This is a genomic window from Vibrio sp. SCSIO 43137 (assembly GCF_028201475.1).
Classification (GTDB): Bacteria; Pseudomonadota; Gammaproteobacteria; order Enterobacterales; family Vibrionaceae; genus Vibrio.
This window is the reverse complement of sequence record NZ_CP116384.1, coordinates 1,315,064-1,332,984: the sequence shown is the minus strand read 5'-3', so window position 1 is coordinate 1,332,984 and position 17,921 is coordinate 1,315,064. Positions and strand designations below refer to the sequence as shown.

Genomic DNA, 17,921 nt, shown 5'->3' with positions numbered 1-17,921 from the left:
ATGAATAGAGTTTGGGTTTCCGGTGATGCGGTTGTCGATCTTATTCCTGATGGAGATGAGCGTTACCTAAAATGTCCCGGCGGAGCGCCGGCCAATGTTGCCGTAGCCGCAGCGCGTCTTGGCTCTGATTGCGCCTTTTTTGGTCGTGTCGGAAATGACCCTTTAGGTCGCTTTATGCAGCAGACCCTGAACAGAGAGCAGGTAGATACTGACTTTTTGAAGCTGGATGATGAGCAGCGAACCTCAACAGTAATTGTTGATCTGGATGACAGTGGCGAGCGCAGCTTTACCTTTATGGTTAAACCGAGTGCCGACCAGTTTATGGAGAGCGGAGATATTCCTCAGTTCGCACAAAACCAGTGGTTGCATCTCTGCTCTATTGCCCTTGCTAATCAGCCAAGCCGAAGTGCCAGCCTGAAGGCGATGGATGAAATTAAGGCCGCTGGCGGTTACACCAGTTTTGACCCTAACCTGAGAGAAGAGGTGTGGGGCAATCCGTCAGAGATCATTCCTGTAGTAATGCAGGCAGTTGCTAAGGCCGATGTGGTTAAGTTCTCCGATGATGAGTTGCTGTTTCTGACTCAGACAGAGTCTCTTGAGCAAGGTATTGATGCCCTGAAACAACTTAATATTCCGCTGATTCTGATTACTCAGGGTGTTAAAGGTGCGATTGTTATTTTCCGTGGTGAGCAACAGAGAATCACTGGTAAGGCGGTGAAACCGGTGGATACGACCGGAGCAGGCGATGCTTTTGTTGGCGGTTTGCTGGCACGTCTGACACAGAGTGATAACTGGCCTGAGGCGGATGTTATTGAATCAGCAGTTCACTGGGCAAATGGCTGCGGTGCACTGGCAACCACACAAAAAGGTGCCATGACGGCTCTGCCGACACAGCAGGCATTAGCGGATTTTATCAGCTAAGTTTCCTTAATCGGTTGAAAACTGAACCAAGCCGCGGTGTTTATAACGCTGCGGCTTCGTTTTATGCTTTTCACAGGGTAAAATGGCGTAATGCTGATCAGTTAAGAAATTTAATAGATCAGTTGAACGATCCTTAAAAGGCTTCAAAATCCGGTATCAAGTAATTGATGCCGGATTTTTTATGTCTATTCAGTCCCTCCTTGATACAACTATTTCCTCTGTAAAAGAGCTCACTTCATTAGACAAGTTGAACTCACTACTCTCTCCTGAGTTGCTTGCACAAGCATTTGAAAAAGCGGGGGTTGCAACTGTACGCAAACGTCGCTTGCCATTGGAGGCTGTGGTTTGGTCAGTTGTAGGAATGGGTTTATTCCGACAAGAATCCGTCTGGGATATAGCCAGTAAACTTGATGTATCTTTGCCTGGAAAACGTCATTTAGTTGCACCAAGCGCATTAGTTCAAGCCCGGCAGAGGCTAGGTGTGGAAGCCATGCAGGAAACATTTCAGGCTCTGGCTGCTCATCACTTTAATAAGCAAAAGTTTGAAGTGTGGCGTGGACTTAACCTGCTTGCAGTGGACGGTGTCGTTTTTCGTACCCATGACAATGCCGAAAACCGGGACTTCTTCGGCTCCGATAGCAATAAACAAGGGGAAAACAGTTACCCTCAGGTGCGCATGTGCTGCTTGATGGAGCTATCAAGTCATCTGCTTTTGGACAGTGCCTTCGATGCCAGAAAGATTGGCGAAATGACTCTTGCCGAAAGGCTGATTGAACACGCACCTGATTACTCACTAACCCTATTTGACAGAGGTTACTATTCACTTGGCCTGTTAAATAGCTGGTCTCAGGCGGGAACAGAAAGGCACTGGATGATACCGGCTAAAAAGGACCTTGTTTACACTGAAGTGCATAAACTCGGAAAAAGAGACAGGCTGGTATCAATCAAAACATCTCCTCAGGCACGAAAAAAGTTCTCTGACTTAAATGAAGAATTAATCGTAAGATTAACAAGTTATACCATTGATGGTCAGGAGTATCGTGTTTTAAGCTCGCTGACAGATCCGCTGAAATATCAATATAACGAGCTGGTAGAGCTTTACCAACAGCGTTGGGAAATTGAGCTTGGCTATCGAGAAATAAAACAAACCCTTTTATTGTCTGCCCACACACTAAGAAGTCGAAAGCCAGACATGGTTCGGCAAGAGCTATGGGGAGTACTTGTTGCCTACAATTTGGTTCGTATAGCGATGATCGAAGCTGCTTCAGGCATGGATGATGTTAATCCAAATAGGTTAAGTTTCTCTCACTGCGCGAGACATGTAATGGTTTATCTAACTACTATACCGATCAGTAGTCCGGGTAACCTTCCGAAGCACTATGCTACGCTTCTGGAAACGTTAAGAATGTTTGAATTGCCAGACAAGGTACCAGATAGAAAGTATCCTCGAGTGATGAGGAAAAAACCTAAAAAGTACCCTTACAAAAAATGCCAGTCAGCTTAACTGACTGGCATTAGGGTAAAATGGCGCGTCTTTTTACTTATCTGGAAATCACCCGCGTGAAAGCAAGTTCACCCGCCAACACTGTTGTTGTTCTCGACTTTGAAACCACCGGCTTGTCACCTGTTCAGGGCGACAGAGCGATAGAAATAGGTGCCGTAAAACTAGAAAACGGCCAGATTACCGATCGTTTTCAGCAACTAATGAATCCGGGGTTTCGTGTCAGTCGTTTTATTGAAGGCTATACCGGGATCACTAACACCATGCTGGCCGATGCTGATGACTGCGCTTCGGTAATGGATGCTTTTGCCGACTTTATTGGCGACGCTAATCTGGTGGCGCATAACGCCTCTTTCGATAAACGATTTCTTGATGCTGAGCTGGAACTGATTCAGCGTAACTACAGTGGTGAGTTTGGTTGTTCTCTGCTGGTTTCACGTCGTCTTTCCCAACAAGCTTCTTCACACAAACTGGCTGATCTTGTGGCTTATCACCAGATTGACAACGATGGCGTATTTCACCGGGCGTTAGCCGATGCCGAAGTAACAGCCTCTCTCTGGCTACTGCAACTGGAGATGCTTAGAAACGAGTACGGTATTGCTGAGCCGGACTTTGCCTTAATGAGCAAAATTGCTAAAACGCCCAAAGCTTCCGTCGCTAATATGCTTAAAAAACACGCATACTAAAGATGTGTGCGGTAATAGAAAAATTTAATTAGTAAGTACTCGCTTATACGTCAGTCAATAACAGGCTGACGTTTAACTTTCTAACGTACAACTTCTTCTTGTGCTTGCTCCCGCTTCTCTTCAACTCCGTTGCAATTGATTTTTGAACGTTTGATCACACATTTCAATTCATAGTTATCTTATATGTGTTTTAGGTATAAATAACATTGTATTATCAGAGTTAACTTGATGATAACATCTCAAGCTAGGTATCGATCTCTGTTGCAACAGTACTTTTCAACACTTTCTTTTGAAACTTTCTCTTTGGAATTTTTCTTAAATCTTTTTAGGAACCTTTCTTTGAGATAAGTTGCGCAGAGCTATCGGATAAAAGATTTTGCAGATTTATAAGAGGTGACTGTGAATTACTTATCTACACTAACGGTGCGTAGCCGCTTGGTTATAGGCTTTGGCGTCATTCTCGCCTTTATGGTATTGCTGACGGTGCTCGGCATTCAGAAAGTTAACTTTATCGACCGCTCCCTGTCTGAAATTACCGATGTCAACTCAGTAAAACAGCGTTATGCCATTAACTTCCGTGGCAGTGTTCACGACAGGGCAATTGCCGTGCGTGATGCCGCTATGGCCAGAACACCTCAGGAGCTTGCCTCTTTTGAGCGAACTATTCGTGAGCTTGAAGAGTTCTACAGCATCTCCGAACAGAAGATGAATGAAATGCTTCGCAGCGGTACGCCTTTCTCTAATCAGGAGCGCGATATACTGAGCCGTATAGAACAGATTCAGAGTGATACCCTGCCACTGATTAATCAGATCCTTGCCGATAAGAAAAGCATGATGGAGCTGACAGACACTATTCTGGATGATGCCCGTCCGGCCTTTATCGCATGGCTGGATACCATTAATGAGTTTATTGATTATCAGGAACAGCAAAATCAGGCCTTAACGCCTGAAGCCAGAATGGTTGCCGGTGGTTTTCAGGAGCTGATGATGATCCTGAGTGGTATTGCTTTGGCTGTTTCTATCTTAATTGGCCTTGTGATCGAAAGAAGCTTCAGAAACTCTCTGGGTGGTGAACCTTTCGAGGCACAGTCACGAATCAGCAAGATGGCGCAGGGTGACCTTACCCAGCACGATAGCAATAGCTACAAAGGCAGTATTCTGGACTCCCTTTCCGGAATGGGCGAGAGAATCACCAGCATTGTCGGTAACATTATTGGTGCTTCTAACAGCTTAGGTGTTCAGGTGGAAGAGGTGTCTAAGGGATCTTCTCAGGTACTTGAGTCGGCACAGCAGCAGGCTGTGCTAACTGAAGAGACAGCGTTTAAACTGGATGATATGCGTAACAGACTTGATCAGGTAGCGGATATCGCCAATCAGACGGAAGAGAACTCCGGCAAAACAGCAGAATATGCCCGTCAGGGACGTGAAGTGGTTAACGAGGCGGCTCAGGAGATGGAAAAAATCTCCACAACCGTTAACACCACCGTTGAGCAGATCAAGCGACTGGAAGAGCGCACCAAGCAGATTGGTGGTATTGCCAATGTAATCAGCGAGATCTCTGAGCAAACCAACCTGCTGGCACTAAACGCAGCCATCGAAGCCGCCCGTGCCGGTGAATCAGGCAGAGGTTTTGCTGTGGTAGCTGACGAAGTACGAAGCCTTGCACAGCGTACCGGTGATGCCACTGCACAGATCGACACCATGATCAGTGAAGTTCAGAACGAAACCGCTGCATCGGTAGAAGCGATGAACACCACTCAGCCACAGGTTGAAAATGGTAAAGCTCAGACTGAACGCGCTTCTGAACTGCTGCAAAACATCGAACAGCAGGCAAATGACTCGCTACAGAACGTGAAAGAGGTAGCAACTGCTGCTTCTGATCAGGTTGTTGTGGTTGGTGATATTTCACAGGCGATGGGACAGATTTCAGAAATGTCTAACCAGTCCATCGGCCATATGCAGCGCAACGAAGGGGCAACACAGACCCTGAACGAGCTGGCTTCACAGCTTAAGCAGGAAGTCTCCTTCTTTAAGGTGTAACCACTTAAAAACTCAACTGATAAAGGCGCCTTGAGCGCCTTTATTTTTATCTCAATACCCTGAGTATGTTGGCTTTTCTCGCTGCCATGGGCTCGCAACCTTCATCTATTCGTTGCGATGCTGTGCGTTGCAATGCATACCTGACGTTAGGTTTACTATTTGACGTTGATTAAGTCGGGAATTAAGGATGACTGTCCCTTTATTTTTTCACCGCTAGTCGCTATACCTGAGCTTAAATTTACTGTCAGCTATTTACCCAAACCAGCTCTTTAATTGGCTCATAAAGCCGGTGTTCTTTTTCCAGATCCAGTAAATTCCCTCTTCCAGCTCAGTCGTTGTCATATTTTTTGGTTGATAGACGGCATGGCTGCCATCATATTCTGACCAGTCTTTAGTCAGGATCCGGCCATCGTTATCCAGTTTGGTAAACACCTCAGAGCCCGGAAATGGGATCATGTAGTGAGGGATAACTTTGTCTACCTTAATATCGTCGATAAACTTCTGAGTCTGCTTAAAGATCTCTGGTGTATGCTCATCAAATCCAAACAGGAAATCGCCCCAGACTTCTATGCCATGGCTTCTGATTTTCGCTATATACTCTTTCATCTTGGCTGGCTTTACGAACCCTTTTTTCTGGGATTTAAGCGCCTCTTCAGAGGGGGTTTCTATCCCCAGCAATACCGCCTGAAAACCAGCTTTTTTTGCTGCCTTTAGCAGTTCTTCGTCTCTGGCGATAAGTACCGTTGTCTCACCATAAAATTTCATATCTAAAGGGGCGATAGCCTCAAATAGCTGTAGCGCATACTCCCTGTTATGAGTCAGGTTATCCGAGTGAAGCTCAACCCAATCAATGCCTTCCTGCTTTAAATGCTTAAGTTCAGCAACGATGTTCTCGATAGGACGCATCTGAAATTTATTGAAAAACTTGTGCACCAGACAGAAGTTACACTTATACGGACACCCTCTTGTGACGACAACTGACCATGTATAGCCATACTCTGAAGGGGAGATGATGTTGGTCGGGTAAGGATTTAACTTACTAAGATCCACAGGCTCGGTGCTCTGGTATTTTTCTTTTAGAAGACCTTGCTCAAAATCCGTTAGCATCTGTTGCCAGTAATTTTCCACCTCACCAATGATCAGGCTGTGGGCATACTCTTGAGCTTCATCCTGGTTGAACTGAGTGTGAAGCGCTCCGAGAATGACGGTTTTTCCCTTCTGATAGAAGGTGTCTGATATCTCGTAAGCGCGATAAGCATCAGGAGTAGACATAAAGATGACGATCAAGTCTGCATCGGAATCGAAATCGGTGCTCATTCCAATGGTTTCATCGGTCATTTCTAACTGATAGTGCTTTGGTGTTGCCGCTGCTGCTGCAAAGATATTCTGAGGAGGCCCGCCTGTTTCAGCTTTGTATTTTGAGTAATCACTGCCGGATGAGGCTTTAATCAAGTAGATTTTCATTGTTGCTATCTCCGTCATGCTCGGTTTATCAGGTTGAAAATGGTTTCATCTATGTAGAAGTAAAAGGCTCCCAACACTAACCAGACTGCGATGATTATCCAGTACAAAACAGGGTCATCTCTTCTGGTAACCCTTTCAACAAAGTAAGCCTCTCTTGCACGGATGTTCTCCACTCCCCAGAACAAGCAAAACATCCCCCAGACAAACATCAGGTTAAACTTGAAGGCAAACGCAGCCAGTATGAGGGCTAATAGGGTCTTCCAGCGTTTAGGAATGTACTTACTGTTCATCGCATTTCTCCAGAGTGGAAACTAACCGCTTAGCGGCGCGTTTTGATGCAGTGCGAATTTCAGATATATCTCCAAGCGGTGCCAGAGATTCACAGTTACAGTAGATACCAGTGAGCCCGGTAGCTACCTCATGACAGGCTTTTTCAGAAGCACCTTTAAAGGATAGGCGAAGCTGGCCGGAAATGGTTTTGATGAAGTTAGCATTCCAGTGTTGCATCCGGTGCTGGATGTTTGTATCACTTGTTGCTGCGAAGGTAACCGCAAGGGCGACTAAGGTTAGCTGGTTATTGGCATACTCTGCATCAAACAAGAGGTCGAGAAGAACGGTTACCCGGTTTTCCTCTGGAAGATAATCCAGCATTTGCTGTGTTTGATGATCGGATTTCACAAAGAAACGATCCAGAAAGGCTTCGATCAATTGCTCTCTGTTGCCTATGTTGTGTCGCAGCAGGGTACGACGCATTCCTGCTTCTTCGGCAATTTTTTCTAGTGTCACTCCGCTGATACCGTCACGGATAACAACTCTCTCGACAGCATCCAGAATCGCTTCTGTTCTTTCAGCTTTTAGGCTAGGACGTGGCATTGTGGTTTTACACTATAAATAATCAATAATGACAATTTATAGCAAAGTGCTCAGATTGTAAATAATCAAAGTTGATTATTTATGCGCTCGCTCCCATGTTTTACGTGGGAGTGTCTACCTGAGTTTAAATGTACTGTCGGAGGTTGGTTAAATCTGTCATTTGGACCTGTTTTTTTGTTTCGCCCATCTCTTTGCAAAAAGACGGGCGAGTAACTTTTGTCAACAGCTGCAAAAGTCACCAAAAGAGCCGTGGTTTTCTCTGTTACTGTGGCTTTCGTACCACTGTTTTGTAACTCGCCTTTCTGGCGAGAGACTCAGACAGGACAAAACTTGTTAGCTTGGAAGCACTCTATGGTAGGATTTTACAAGGACAGGCACAATAAAATGCTTAACACAAAGTAAGGAAGAACATTTGAATCATCCTGTTTTATATATATTTTCTGGCCTTCCTGCTTCTGGGAAGTCGACTCTTGCCAAGCTGTTAGCCGCAAAAGTAGGTGCAGCGTACGTTCGTATTGATACGGTAGAGCAAGGGCTTCAGGATCTTTGTAATTTCAAAGTTGAAGGTGAAGGCTATCGGTTAAGCTACCGCATCATCAGAGACAACTTAGAGCTAGGTATTAGTTGTATCTCCGACTCTTGTAATCCTATCGACCTGACGCGGCATGAATGGCAAGAAGTGGCTGAAAGTGTTGGAGCCAAGTCCATCAATATTGAGATTAGCTGTTCGGATACCTATGAACATGAACAAAGAGTTATCACCCGTAAAAGTGAAGTAACAAACTTAAAGTTACCTGACTGGAAACAAGTCCAGAACCGTCACTACGAAGTCTGGAAAACGGATGTCATCAAAATTGACACGTCAGGTAAAAGTATCGAAGCGTCATTTGCAGAACTCATTGAAAAGTTAGGTGTTTGAAATCAGGAGCACTAAATGGACTTAGAAATCTATCAGATTGACTCATTTACAACCGAAGCGTTTAAAGGCAACCCTGCCGGAGTTTGTATAACGGAAAGTGGTTTAAGTGAAAGCCTGATGCTCTCAATCGCTGAAGAGATGGCTGTATCGGAAACGGCATTTTTATCACTTTCTGATATGTCATTAAGGTGGTTTACACCTGAATCAGAGGTGAAACTGTGTGGTCACGGGACACTTGCTGTCGCTCATGTTCTCAAAGAAAAAGGGCTGGCAAGTTCAGGCGATAGCGTTAAATTTAAAACTCTGTCCGGAACCTTAACGGCGCTAATCAACGAATCTACAGTCGAGTTAGATTTCCCATCACCAGTTATCGATTTTGCTCTTCCTCAATCCCCTGAACTACTGGCTCAGCTAGGTATCGAAGTCAGCAAGGTTGTCTCCTACGGCAGCTTTGATAGCAAGGTTTTAATTGAAGTTTATAGCGAAGATACGCTACTGGATCTTAAGCCAAACTTTGAAGCCATGAAGCAGACCAAAGGCCGTGGTGTTCTGATTACCACACAGTCAGCTAGTGGCGAGTTAGATTTTGTTTCCAGATATTTCGCCCCTTGGGTAGGTGTAAATGAAGACCCTGTTACCGGCTCGGCACATTGCGCTTTAACCGTCTATTGGTCAGAAAAGCTGGGTAAGTCTAAATTGCAAGGTTATCAGGCATCCAAACGCGGCGGGTATGTCGCTACTGAATTGTTATCTAATGGGCGTACCAAGTTAATCGGTTCGGCGGTAACGGTAGTTAAGGGAGTTATGCGGGTTCCTTTCTTATAAATTGCAATTTAACAGAGATTTACAAATCGTTACTCTTTTCATAGGTCTTATAGTTTTGCATCTATACGTTGATTACGTATATTTTTCAAAACAACTAAAAGCTTTTATGGAGGCGTGGCGTAATGAGCAATCGTGACCTATTTGCAGAGTTAAGTTCAGCTCTTGTTGAGGCGAAAGAACATTCAGAAGGCAAGCTAACTCTTAAAACTCATCAAGTTAATAATATCAGTGAGTTAAATATCTCACCTGATGAAATTGTGAGTATCCGTAAGCAATTTAATATGTCTCGTGGCGTGTTTGCTCGTTTGTTGCATACATCATCCCGCACATTAGAAAACTGGGAGCAGGGACGTAGTATGCCAAACGGGCAGGCAGTAACTCTTCTAAAACTGGTTCAACGCCATCCGGAAACCTTGTCGCACATAGCTGAGTTATAACAAATGGTTCAGGAGTGACTTGCAGACTAGTATCTGAGGTAACCCTCCCTCATCTACAATAATCTAGCCCTTAACACCTATAGCGATCGTATTTTGCCGTAAAACGTGCATAATCGTGCCAAACCATACTCAAAGAAGAAGTTTCCTATGATTAATTTTCAATACTATTTCCATAAACTCCCTTGTTTTAACTGTAAAAAAACCACTGTAAGCACCGATCTTGGCTGGCTGACGGTTGCGATGAAAGAGAATGTTTTGGCGCAAGTGGCGGCGATTATCGAGCAAGGCAACATTGAGCCGGATCTTTCGGTGAACGTGACTTGCACAAAAGAAGAAGCGCGTGAGTACTTATTGCTGAATTTCTACGGTTACACAGTAGAAGAAGCGGATCAAATTGAAGCGGAAGACGAGCAGGAAGTCGCCGATGAAATCGCAGAGCTATTGACTGAAGGTAAAGATGTTGTTGTCTTTGAGCACGAAATCGCACTGCAAAGCTGTACTGGTTGCGGAATTGAGTAAGAGTTAAATCTAGCTTCGTTAGCAAGGACAGACGCCTAATGTACTCATTGCGACGCGAAGCATCGCAATGAGGCGTTGGAGTGGGCTGTTGAGTGAGTGACTGCTACTGATCTGGATACAGCGCCTTTATCGACTCTTTTAGCCAGCGTATTTTGCTGTTATGGCTGTTGCGTTTATGCCAGAGCATGGTGAACGGAATGGTGAGTTTATCCATATATTGCTTTTCCAGCGGGATAGGCAGGCAAACTAAATCCGGGTGCAGCTTGGCAGCATACTGTTGGCAATATTTTGGTGCGGTGGCAAACATGTTGTGGCCGGGTTGCGCAGCCATATACAGTGACTGTTCAAAGCTGGATAAATTCAGTGCCACTTCTCTTTTGGTTCCCATCTCGGCCAGTACTTCATCCAGTGCCCATGTTTCACTTTTCTCCCAGACAAGGTTGATATGCGGATAACTTAGAAAGGCGTTTAAGTCCCACTCATTTTGCAGCGCCGGATGGTCTTTATGCAAAAAGACAAACGGCTGATCGGTAAACAGCACTTCAAAATCAACAAAGTAGGGCAGGTAGTCGATAGACTCTTTTGAACGTGGATGGCTCTCTCTGCTGGTAAAACCGATATCGGCTTCGCCGCGGATAATGGCATCCAGCGAATCATACTCCCAGTTACCGGCTTTGATTTTTGCATCGGGGAAATGGCTCTGAATTTGCGGAACTACTTTCTCCAGCACCAGCGAAAGCAGTGGCGACTCAATCATCAGGTTGAACTGCATTCCTTGCATGGAGACATCACTGCGCTTTTCCAGTATCTGGCTGCTCATCTGCAGCCAGTCGTTCAGTTCCTGCTCCATACTCTGCACCATAGGAGCCGGTGCCAGACCTGTCGGCGTTTTAATAAACAGCGGATCGTCAAACCAGTCGCGCAGTTTATTGAGCGATTTACTTACCGTGGAAGGGGTAACGTTGAGTATCTTGGCAGCTTTCGACACACTCTGCTGCTGCAACAGCAGTTGCAGAGTGATCAGCAGGTTCATATCAGGACGAGCAAGGGACTTTTTCATATTCAGTTCGTTGAGCCGGTTCTGGGTTAGATAGTATAAGAGCAAGGCTGGCAATACTACCTAATAGCAGAGATACGAACAGAATATTTATCGCGCTCAGGCCAATCAGACCCATCAACCAGATATAGAGGGCAGACACGCAGAGCTGACAGACGCCGAGCAGCGAGCTTGCCGCTCCGGCACGTTGAGAGAAGGGGCTGAGTGCCTGACTCATGGCTGAGCCAAAACCAATTGAGAATCCGGCACACAACAGCCCGAATGCGATAAACAGCAGGCTTGTATCGAGTGAATATAACTGCACTAACAAAATGGCAAGGGCTGATGACGCAAACAGAAGCTGAGAGAAAATCATCAGGGTACGTTGGCTAAATATTGAAAGGGCAAACGGAGAGCTAAACGCCGCAATCATGCTGACCAGCGCTGTCAGCGACATCACTTTGGAGTAGCCCCCCCTGTCCATACCTAGATCGCCCATAATCAGCATCGGAGAGACATTTACATAAGTGAGTATAATGGTGCAGCCAAGGGCAGTAATGATCAGGCGACTGATAAAGAAACGATTCAGGAAAGACTCCTTGTTATCCGTTTTGCTTAGTAAATCTGAGTTGCTGTGAGATGCTTTAAGCGGATGTGACTCTTTTAATACCACCATAGAAAGCAGAGCGACCACAACACCGATACCAGCCATCAGGTTAAACAGGCTCTGCCATGGAAAGCGCAGCATAATCAAATGGCCGATAACAGGTGCCAGTACCGGCATAACACAGGTGATGCCGTTTATCATTGAGAGCACTTTTGCCCGCTTTTTATCATCAAGGGTGTCGCGTAGTATGGCAAATGCCACCACATAGCAGCCTCCGGCTCCCAACCCCTGAGTAAATCTTGCCGTCAGAAAGCCGTTTATCAGTTCCGCTTCTGCTGCGTACCAGGAGGCAAAAATAAAAAATAGTGCACTGACGATGGCTACGGGTTTCCTTCCAACTGAATCTGAAAGTCTTCCCGCCAGTAACATAGCAGCCACCATTCCAGCCAGATAGATGGAGAAAGCGGTATGGAGCTGAGCTTCACTGGCGGACAGATCGGCCGCAATTTGCGGCAGGCCGACAAGATAGAGATCAATAGCGGTCGGGTAGAGAAGAACCAGAGTAAAACTGCAAATTAGAAATCGAATCATAAATCCTCACTGTTGTTAGTGAAGATGATAGAAAGGCAAGGACCGGCAGACGAGTGAAAGCTCCGACATCAGTAATGTCCGTATACGACATATCGGTTACCGGGGCTCAAAAAAAAGCCCGGCATTAAGCCGGGCAGGGATTCGATTCAGCAGGGATTAACGTTCGCCCTGAACCTCGAAATCATCGCTGATCAGACGGGCGCGGCCATCTTCTTCAACCAGCCAGTGTTCTCTGTGTACTACGCCGAAAGCTTTGTTCATGGTCCAGCTTGAAGTCAGGATATAGCCACCTTCTTCCGCTTCTGTCCACTCAACATTGGTGTAATCCACATCAGCAAAACCCTGATCCATAATGTTCTGCCAGAATGCCTGAATCGCTTCGCGGCCTTTAAACTCACCGAACGGACGAGCCTGCATTACGGCATTTTCATTATATTGCGCGGCGCATCCTGCTGCGTCCTGACGGTTAAAGGCGGTTTGCCAATCTGCGATGCCTTGCTTACATGCGGTTAGGGTTGCGTTGTCTGACATGCTTGTCTCTCCGGTTGAATAAGTGAATACCCCGTCAGAATAGCCCTGTAATTGAATTGGAAAAACAGATATATTAGAAAGGATTGTTTAATTTAACAGGACAATAAAATGAACCGTTTTCGGCAGATGTCGCTGTTTGCCCAGATTGTTGAGTCGGGATCCATTACCGCAGCGGCTGACGAGTTACTGCTCTCTAAGTCGGTGGTCAGTCAGCATCTTAAGTCTCTGGAAACGGAGCTGGGAATTACCCTTCTGAAAAGAACTACCCGCCGTCAGACCTTAACCCCTGCCGGACAAGAGTTTTATCACAGTTGCAAAACCCTGAATCAGCTGGCTGAAAGTGCATGGGCTCAGGCTCAGGAATCCCTTGATGTTCCTAAAGGTGTTGTCAGAATTACCGCTCCTAATGCTTTGATGGAAACCTTAGTGACTCCTGCGGTTGCTGAACTGATGCGTGACTATCCTCAACTAGAACCTGAGTTGATTAGTAGTGACAGCCAGTTAGATTTGGTGGCGGAAAATATCGATCTGGCCATACGGGTAGGGATGTCGAAAGAGAGCAGTCTGAAGCAGCGTCGTATCGGTGAGTTCAGGGATGTGCTGTGCGTTGGAAAGAGCTATAAAAATAGCTCAGATAATAAAGAGCTGAGCTATATCGCCAATAGCTGGCAGGGACGAAATATCAGCCACACACTACAAAAACCATCGGGTGAAGTGCAGGAGCTGACTTACCGTGCAAGATGTATCACCAATTCTTTTCATACCACTGTCTCGTTGATTCAGTCCGGTGCCGGAATGGGGTTGATTCCCGATTTTTATCTGGCGATAGCTGAGCCTATGCTTTGTCCGGTATATCCCGGTGATCAGCTTGCGGTGAACCCCGTTTATGCACTGCATCCATACAGCCAGCAAGTTCCGTTGAATGTGCGGGTGTCACTGGCAGCCATTGAGCATCAGCTTAACAGGCAGGTGGTAGTGTAGAATGTATAAAAAACAGGGCAGTAATAGTTATACTGCCCTGCCGCTATGTTATTTAGAGAATTTGTAGGGAATTTGATTTCAGGGGCTAACTGGTTTCACTTCTGAGGCGTTGGTAGAGATGGTCTTTAAGCATTGCTCTGTCATGTTTCAGGCCATGCATGGCTTCATCGTCGATGGGGGCGGCGTTGAGCTCTAATTCTCGTATCTCTTTATCTATGGAATTGTAGCGCTTGGCTTCGCTGGCAAAATGTTCGTCCTGTTTGGTTAACTGAGCAATGGTATCTTTGTAGTTGGGAAACTCGGCAAGTAGTGAGTGATCTTCGCCTAACATAGAAACTCCTTTTGATCTGCTAGTGATAAACGTAGAAAAATCATCAATCAAAGCTTAGCAGTAGTTTGTCTGTTTTTTGTGCAGATATTCACTTGATTTCGTAAAACACGGCGTAGATCAATCTATTCACTTCGACCTGTTTAACTTTTGAAATCTGTGTCCCAAAAATGGCAGATTTACACGTTTTTGGTCAGCCTCTGATAACCCTTTCCTGCCAACACAATAATCACAGCCCCGGCTAATACTGGCGTAAACAGAAACGACCAACTCTGCCCTGTCAGCATAATTAAAAGCGGGTTGGCACCGGCCGGTGGATGAGTGGTTTTACTCAGCAGCATAGCTGTGACTGCCAGCCCGCTGGCTATTGCCAATGTAAGGGGGCTCACCTCAAACAGGCTGACAAACAGCACGCCAATCAGAGCGGTAATAAAGTGTCCGGCAATGACATTTTTTGGCTGTGCGAGCGGGCTGTCCGGTACACCAAACACCAGTACAGCCGTTGCACCAAATGGCGCCATTAGCAGAATCAACCCCGGTTCCACTTGTTGGAAAAAAGCGAGCAGCCCGATAGCTATAGCGGCTCCGAAGCCGGCAATAAAAGCGTGACGAATGTTTTGCATAGGGTATAAATCCTGAAAATATTATGTTGAGAATAGGTAGACCAAGTTGTCTACTTTTCTATGGTAGACAGAGTGGTCTACCTGTGTCAATATCTTTTCCGGAGGTAGAGATAATGAATGACAAACGAGCACTGCTGGTGGAGACTGCACTGGATCTTTTTTATCGAAAGGGCATTAATTCTGTCGGAATTAACGAGGTTTTGACGGCATCAGGCGTAGCAAAGAAAACCTTGTATCACCACTTTTCCGGTAAAGAGGCGCTGGTACTTGCTACGCTGGAAGAGAGAGATAAACGCTTTATGCTGTGGCTGGAATCACAGTTGAAAGATGCGGATTCTGATCAGCAGTTGGTTAAAAAGCTTTTCGGTGCGCTCAACGATTGGTTTCACAATAAAGCCTCTGAATTAGCTGATTTTCAGGGCTGTTTTTTTATTAATACCTCTGCGGAAATTCCTGAGCGGGAGAGTGAAATTTCCGGCTATTGCGCCAAACATAAGCAAAACGTACGTCAGCTAATCAGCCGCTATTTATCATCGGATAACCCTGTTCTGCTGGATATGATCTGCACGTTAAAAGAAGGCGCTATTGTTTCTGCTTATACCTGTAATGATCTTAATGCGGCAGAAAGGTGTATTGATATTATTCTTGCGTCGGGAATGATGCAAAATAAGCGCGGCTAATACTGTCGCCTGTAGAGTGTGCTTAAAATAAGGGGCATTTGCCCCTTATCCGCATTGAGTGAGAAATTTGTTCAGTCAGTGTTTTTTTACCTGCCTGCATTTCTGATAGACCTGCCGGTTATGCTTCTCTGCTTTCGCAACCTGCTTTAAATAGTGGTTGAACTTATTGTCATTCTCTATTGCATCACTTATGCCTTTAATAATTTGTGTACCGCACAGTTTGGCTGCAAATTCTCTCTCTTCGGGTTCTATACCGGGAAGAACCATTCCCCTTCCCGGCACCTGATACAAGCGATAATCTGCGTTATTGCTGTTATCTGCGCATCCGGCCAGTAATACCGGCAGGAGTATTGCTGTTAGTTTCATCCGAACCGTCTCCTTGTTACTGCGGCAACTGACATAACTAATAGCCATATCAGTGTGATGCCACCACCACTTGCGCCAGAGGTAGAGTTTTCATTGTTTTCGTCTATGCTGTCCTCTTCGCCTGAAGGGTCGATAGCAAAGCGATCTGACAGGGCGAAAAATACATTATTGCTGCACTTCACCATCATAAAGGCGTCTGAAACAGAAATGTCCGGCAGGGTTGCCAGATGTTGACCGTCATTGTCGGTTCCGGACTCCAGAATCTGGGTAAAACTTACCCCGTTATCATCTGATAGCAAGATATCAACCTTGTTACAGTTTATCGGTGATTGTTTTGTTCCTTCCGGTAGCCATTTAACCAGTGCCTTTTTATAAAGCATTGAACCGGTAACCGGTTGAGTGACTCTGAAAGGTTTGGTTGAGCCGCTAACAGTCAGGGTCATTTCATCACTATCTACACCGCCTTTCCCATCTCTGGCGGTTAAACGAAATGTTAGCGTTCTGTCGGTTTTTGCATAGGTTTCTCCCTTGCTCAGTGTGCCGTTAATCAGATCTTGTAAACGGGGCAGGTACCTGTCAGGGGAAGGTGAGGGTGACCATGAGCGGAACAGAGGACCGTCACCAAGGTCCAGATCAAGTTCTGAATTAGCAGGGCCGGTATCCATCTGTTCCCAGATATAGGATAGGTTATCATTGTCAGCATCGGTGGCGGAGCCGGAAAGTACAAAAGGTGTTCCCTCCGGAATAACATAGTTACTGCCGGCGTCTGCAACAGGATCTTGATTAACCAGTTCCATGGTTGTTCCGCAGGTTGGTCTTGAGTCTATTAGTTTACGTATCTGGGCAATACTGGCGGTATGAAAGTAGGCGTTACTGTTCCGCTGTAAGTTATCTTTTCCGCAAATTCCGGCGTAAGCCATAATGGTGCTGCCGCTTCCCGGTTCAACAGCGGTTTTACTGCTGCGGTTTCCACCGCTGCATGCTGCAATGGTTCCGTTAAAGGTATGAGTAGCTCCGAGTTGATGACCGATTTCATGGGCAACATAATCGATATAAAAACTGTCTCCGACGGGAGCTTTTTTGCCTGTTACTCCGTGACCTTTCACATTATTTTGACAGACCGAGCTTATTCTCGCTACGCCTCCTCCTCCGGTACTAAATAAATGGCCGATATCAAAAGCGCCAACGCCGATTTTGTCTACTAAGCTAATATGATTATGCAGCATATCTGCACCGCCGTTGGAGTTCTCAAAAGGGTCTGTGGCTGCATCGGTATAGATATTAAAATAAACCAGCTCAAACTCGATAGCGAGATCAGTACTGTAAATCTGATTAACCCGGTTAATGGCGGTGGTTATAGCGGCTTTTGTTGCATCAAACGTCCCCTCAAAATAATTTGCATACTCACCAGTGGTGGATATAGCCAGACGAAGCGTTCGCTTCTGAGTTGCCGCTCTTGCTGATATAGCCTGTTTTGGGTTGATAGCGTTATCGGATGGTACCCCGGTTACTTGATCTATAAAGCCTTCAGATGGTTTGGCATAGTAAGAGAGATAACTTCCGGGCTGATTTCTGACCGGATCGACATAAACCATTTTGCCATTGTAGTGAAACATGGCGTGAAAGCCCTGCATTGTGTAGTCAAAGCGCCCTGAGTTTTCAGGCTGGTTTGCCTGAGTTCCTTTATAAGTTATGAGTTGTGGGTTTTCTGCCTCGAGTTGAGGGGAGAGGATAGAGTCGTACTGTAAATTAAACTCTGCCAGCTTACCGTCCGGCAAAGGCACTGTCACTGTTGTGCTGCCGGAATCTCTTCCCTTTAGCATAGCGTTCTCAAGTGCTGCACGGTTTGCTGAGTAGTTTTGGCTGGTTAATTCCGTGGAGGTTTCAGAACGTTCTGAAGAGGTTGCTGTCCATAGCTGAGAAGCGTTGACGATAAAAGAAGGGCCTACCATTAATAGAATAAATATAGATTTATATATCTGCATAACATTAA

General features: G+C 45.7%; 20 protein-coding genes. 10 read left to right on the top strand and 10 right to left on the bottom strand.

Translation table 11 applies throughout. From position 1 onward, the window contains the following. The 4 genes from PK654_RS21840 to PK654_RS21825 all read left to right on the top strand — a co-directional run bounded on the left by PK654_RS21840 (position 1) and on the right by PK654_RS21825 (position 5,148). A complete protein-coding gene (locus tag PK654_RS21840) occupies positions 1–921 on the top strand; it encodes an aminoimidazole riboside kinase (RefSeq protein ID WP_271699566.1) in 921 nt (306 codons plus the stop codon). A 181-nt stretch (positions 922–1,102) separates the two neighbouring features. Continuing rightward, complete coding sequence (locus tag PK654_RS21835) at positions 1,103–2,425, top strand: IS4 family transposase (protein WP_271696133.1); 1,323 nt, start codon at positions 1,103–1,105, stop codon at positions 2,423–2,425. 20 nt (positions 2,426–2,445) lie between these two features. Then, the gene (locus PK654_RS21830; RefSeq protein WP_271699565.1) at positions 2,446–3,108 is read left to right on the top strand and encodes a 3'-5' exonuclease; all 663 of its coding nucleotides are present in this window, start codon (positions 2,446–2,448) and stop codon (positions 3,106–3,108) included. A gap of 399 nt (positions 3,109–3,507) precedes the next feature. Further along, on the top strand, positions 3,508–5,148 hold the full coding sequence (locus PK654_RS21825) for a methyl-accepting chemotaxis protein (protein ID WP_271699564.1): 1,641 nt from the start codon (positions 3,508–3,510) through the stop codon (positions 5,146–5,148). Between the two features lie 252 nt (positions 5,149–5,400). On the opposite strand, the gene PK654_RS21820 is transcribed toward PK654_RS21825, so the two are convergent. The 3 genes from PK654_RS21820 to PK654_RS21810 are packed head-to-tail and all read right to left on the bottom strand — an operon-like array spanning position 5,401 to position 7,485. Then, positions 5,401–6,612, bottom strand: coding sequence for a B12-binding domain-containing radical SAM protein (locus PK654_RS21820; RefSeq protein WP_271699562.1), 1,212 nt, complete (start codon positions 6,610–6,612; stop codon positions 5,401–5,403). 14 nt (positions 6,613–6,626) lie between these two features. Beyond that, positions 6,627–6,902 carry a hypothetical protein gene (locus PK654_RS21815; RefSeq protein ID WP_271699561.1) on the bottom strand — a complete coding sequence of 92 codons (276 nt, stop codon included), beginning with the start codon at positions 6,900–6,902 and terminating at the stop codon, positions 6,627–6,629. Beyond that, positions 6,892–7,485 (bottom strand): TetR/AcrR family transcriptional regulator, encoded by a 594-nt coding sequence (locus PK654_RS21810; RefSeq protein ID WP_271699560.1) that lies wholly within the window; start codon positions 7,483–7,485, stop codon positions 6,892–6,894. The genes PK654_RS21815 and PK654_RS21810 overlap by 11 nt, the downstream gene beginning before the upstream one ends. 379 nt (positions 7,486–7,864) lie before the next feature. Between PK654_RS21810 and PK654_RS21805 the strand changes: the two genes are divergently transcribed. The 4 genes from PK654_RS21805 (at position 7,865) to PK654_RS21790 (ending at position 10,185) form a co-directional block, all read left to right on the top strand. Then, positions 7,865–8,404: an AAA family ATPase gene (locus PK654_RS21805; protein ID WP_333909670.1), complete on the top strand. Its 540-nt coding sequence runs from the start codon at positions 7,865–7,867 to the stop codon at positions 8,402–8,404. Between the two features lie 15 nt (positions 8,405–8,419). Further along, complete coding sequence (locus tag PK654_RS21800) at positions 8,420–9,229, top strand: PhzF family phenazine biosynthesis protein (protein ID WP_271699557.1); 810 nt, start codon at positions 8,420–8,422, stop codon at positions 9,227–9,229. A 122-nt stretch (positions 9,230–9,351) separates the two neighbouring features. Further along, a complete protein-coding gene (locus PK654_RS21795; protein ID WP_271699556.1) occupies positions 9,352–9,666 on the top strand; it encodes a helix-turn-helix domain-containing protein in 315 nt (104 codons plus the stop codon). 147 nt (positions 9,667–9,813) lie between these two features. After that, the gene (locus PK654_RS21790) at positions 9,814–10,185 is read left to right on the top strand and encodes a hypothetical protein (RefSeq protein ID WP_271699555.1); all 372 of its coding nucleotides are present in this window, start codon (positions 9,814–9,816) and stop codon (positions 10,183–10,185) included. Between the two features lie 103 nt (positions 10,186–10,288). Here PK654_RS21790 and yidZ read toward each other — a convergent pair whose 3' ends face one another. The 3 genes from yidZ to PK654_RS21775 all read right to left on the bottom strand — a co-directional run bounded on the left by yidZ (position 10,289) and on the right by PK654_RS21775 (position 12,950). Then, a complete protein-coding gene (yidZ, locus tag PK654_RS21785; protein ID WP_271699554.1) occupies positions 10,289–11,245 on the bottom strand; it encodes an HTH-type transcriptional regulator YidZ in 957 nt (318 codons plus the stop codon). After that, complete coding sequence (locus PK654_RS21780) at positions 11,220–12,419, bottom strand: MFS transporter (RefSeq protein ID WP_271699553.1); 1,200 nt, start codon at positions 12,417–12,419, stop codon at positions 11,220–11,222. Before PK654_RS21780 ends, yidZ begins: the two co-directional genes overlap by 26 nt. A 156-nt stretch (positions 12,420–12,575) precedes the next feature. Further along, positions 12,576–12,950, bottom strand: a complete 375-nt coding sequence (locus PK654_RS21775; RefSeq protein WP_271699552.1) for a YybH family protein — start codon at positions 12,948–12,950, stop codon at positions 12,576–12,578. Between the two features lie 108 nt (positions 12,951–13,058). Here PK654_RS21775 and PK654_RS21770 point away from each other — a divergent pair, with 108 nt between their 5' ends. After that, positions 13,059–13,931, top strand: a complete 873-nt coding sequence (locus PK654_RS21770) for a LysR family transcriptional regulator (protein ID WP_271699551.1) — start codon at positions 13,059–13,061, stop codon at positions 13,929–13,931. 85 nt (positions 13,932–14,016) lie between these two features. Here PK654_RS21770 and PK654_RS21765 read toward each other — a convergent pair whose 3' ends face one another. Together PK654_RS21765 and PK654_RS21760 are read right to left on the bottom strand one after the other, a co-directional pair. Beyond that, positions 14,017–14,262, bottom strand: coding sequence for a YdcH family protein (locus PK654_RS21765; RefSeq protein WP_271699550.1), 246 nt, complete (start codon positions 14,260–14,262; stop codon positions 14,017–14,019). Positions 14,263–14,438: 176 nt separating this feature from the next. Continuing rightward, on the bottom strand, positions 14,439–14,882 hold the full coding sequence (locus tag PK654_RS21760) for an HPP family protein (RefSeq protein WP_271699549.1): 444 nt from the start codon (positions 14,880–14,882) through the stop codon (positions 14,439–14,441). A 113-nt stretch (positions 14,883–14,995) separates the two neighbouring features. Between PK654_RS21760 and PK654_RS21755 the strand changes: the two genes are divergently transcribed. Next, positions 14,996–15,562 carry a TetR/AcrR family transcriptional regulator gene (locus PK654_RS21755; protein WP_271699548.1) on the top strand — a complete coding sequence of 189 codons (567 nt, stop codon included), beginning with the start codon at positions 14,996–14,998 and terminating at the stop codon, positions 15,560–15,562. 75 nt (positions 15,563–15,637) lie between these two features. Here PK654_RS21755 and PK654_RS21750 read toward each other — a convergent pair whose 3' ends face one another. Beyond that, positions 15,638–15,928 (bottom strand): hypothetical protein, encoded by a 291-nt coding sequence (locus PK654_RS21750; protein WP_271699547.1) that lies wholly within the window; start codon positions 15,926–15,928, stop codon positions 15,638–15,640. Then, entirely contained in the window at positions 15,925–17,913 is a 1,989-nt protein-coding gene (locus PK654_RS21745) for a reprolysin-like metallopeptidase (protein WP_271699546.1), read from the bottom strand. The genes PK654_RS21750 and PK654_RS21745 overlap by 4 nt, the downstream gene beginning before the upstream one ends. Between the last annotated feature and the right edge of the window lie 8 nt (positions 17,914–17,921).

Excerpts from the sequence above, each read along its gene's own strand:
- PK654_RS21840 (WP_271699566.1), top strand. The coding sequence starts at position 1 with ATGAATAGAGTTTGGGTTTCCGGTGATGCGGTTGTCGATCTTATTCCT.
- PK654_RS21835 (WP_271696133.1), top strand. The coding sequence starts at position 1,103 with ATGTCTATTCAGTCCCTCCTTGATACAACTATTTCCTCTGTAAAAGAG.
- PK654_RS21830 (WP_271699565.1), top strand. The coding sequence starts at position 2,446 with ATGGCGCGTCTTTTTACTTATCTGGAAATCACCCGCGTGAAAGCAAGT.
- PK654_RS21820 (WP_271699562.1), bottom strand. The coding sequence starts at position 6,612 with ATGAAAATCTACTTGATTAAAGCCTCATCCGGCAGTGATTACTCAAAA.
- PK654_RS21815 (WP_271699561.1), bottom strand. The coding sequence starts at position 6,902 with ATGAACAGTAAGTACATTCCTAAACGCTGGAAGACCCTATTAGCCCTC.
- PK654_RS21810 (WP_271699560.1), bottom strand. The coding sequence starts at position 7,485 with ATGCCACGTCCTAGCCTAAAAGCTGAAAGAACAGAAGCGATTCTGGAT.
- PK654_RS21800 (WP_271699557.1), top strand. The coding sequence starts at position 8,420 with ATGGACTTAGAAATCTATCAGATTGACTCATTTACAACCGAAGCGTTT.
- PK654_RS21795 (WP_271699556.1), top strand. The coding sequence starts at position 9,352 with ATGAGCAATCGTGACCTATTTGCAGAGTTAAGTTCAGCTCTTGTTGAG.
- PK654_RS21790 (WP_271699555.1), top strand. The coding sequence starts at position 9,814 with ATGATTAATTTTCAATACTATTTCCATAAACTCCCTTGTTTTAACTGT.
- yidZ (WP_271699554.1), bottom strand. The coding sequence starts at position 11,245 with ATGAAAAAGTCCCTTGCTCGTCCTGATATGAACCTGCTGATCACTCTG.
- PK654_RS21780 (WP_271699553.1), bottom strand. The coding sequence starts at position 12,419 with ATGATTCGATTTCTAATTTGCAGTTTTACTCTGGTTCTTCTCTACCCG.
- PK654_RS21775 (WP_271699552.1), bottom strand. The coding sequence starts at position 12,950 with ATGTCAGACAACGCAACCCTAACCGCATGTAAGCAAGGCATCGCAGAT.
- PK654_RS21770 (WP_271699551.1), top strand. The coding sequence starts at position 13,059 with ATGAACCGTTTTCGGCAGATGTCGCTGTTTGCCCAGATTGTTGAGTCG.
- PK654_RS21765 (WP_271699550.1), bottom strand. The coding sequence starts at position 14,262 with ATGTTAGGCGAAGATCACTCACTACTTGCCGAGTTTCCCAACTACAAA.
- PK654_RS21760 (WP_271699549.1), bottom strand. The coding sequence starts at position 14,882 with ATGCAAAACATTCGTCACGCTTTTATTGCCGGCTTCGGAGCCGCTATA.
- PK654_RS21755 (WP_271699548.1), top strand. The coding sequence starts at position 14,996 with ATGAATGACAAACGAGCACTGCTGGTGGAGACTGCACTGGATCTTTTT.
- PK654_RS21750 (WP_271699547.1), bottom strand. The coding sequence starts at position 15,928 with ATGAAACTAACAGCAATACTCCTGCCGGTATTACTGGCCGGATGCGCA.
- PK654_RS21745 (WP_271699546.1), bottom strand. The coding sequence starts at position 17,913 with ATGCAGATATATAAATCTATATTTATTCTATTAATGGTAGGCCCTTCT.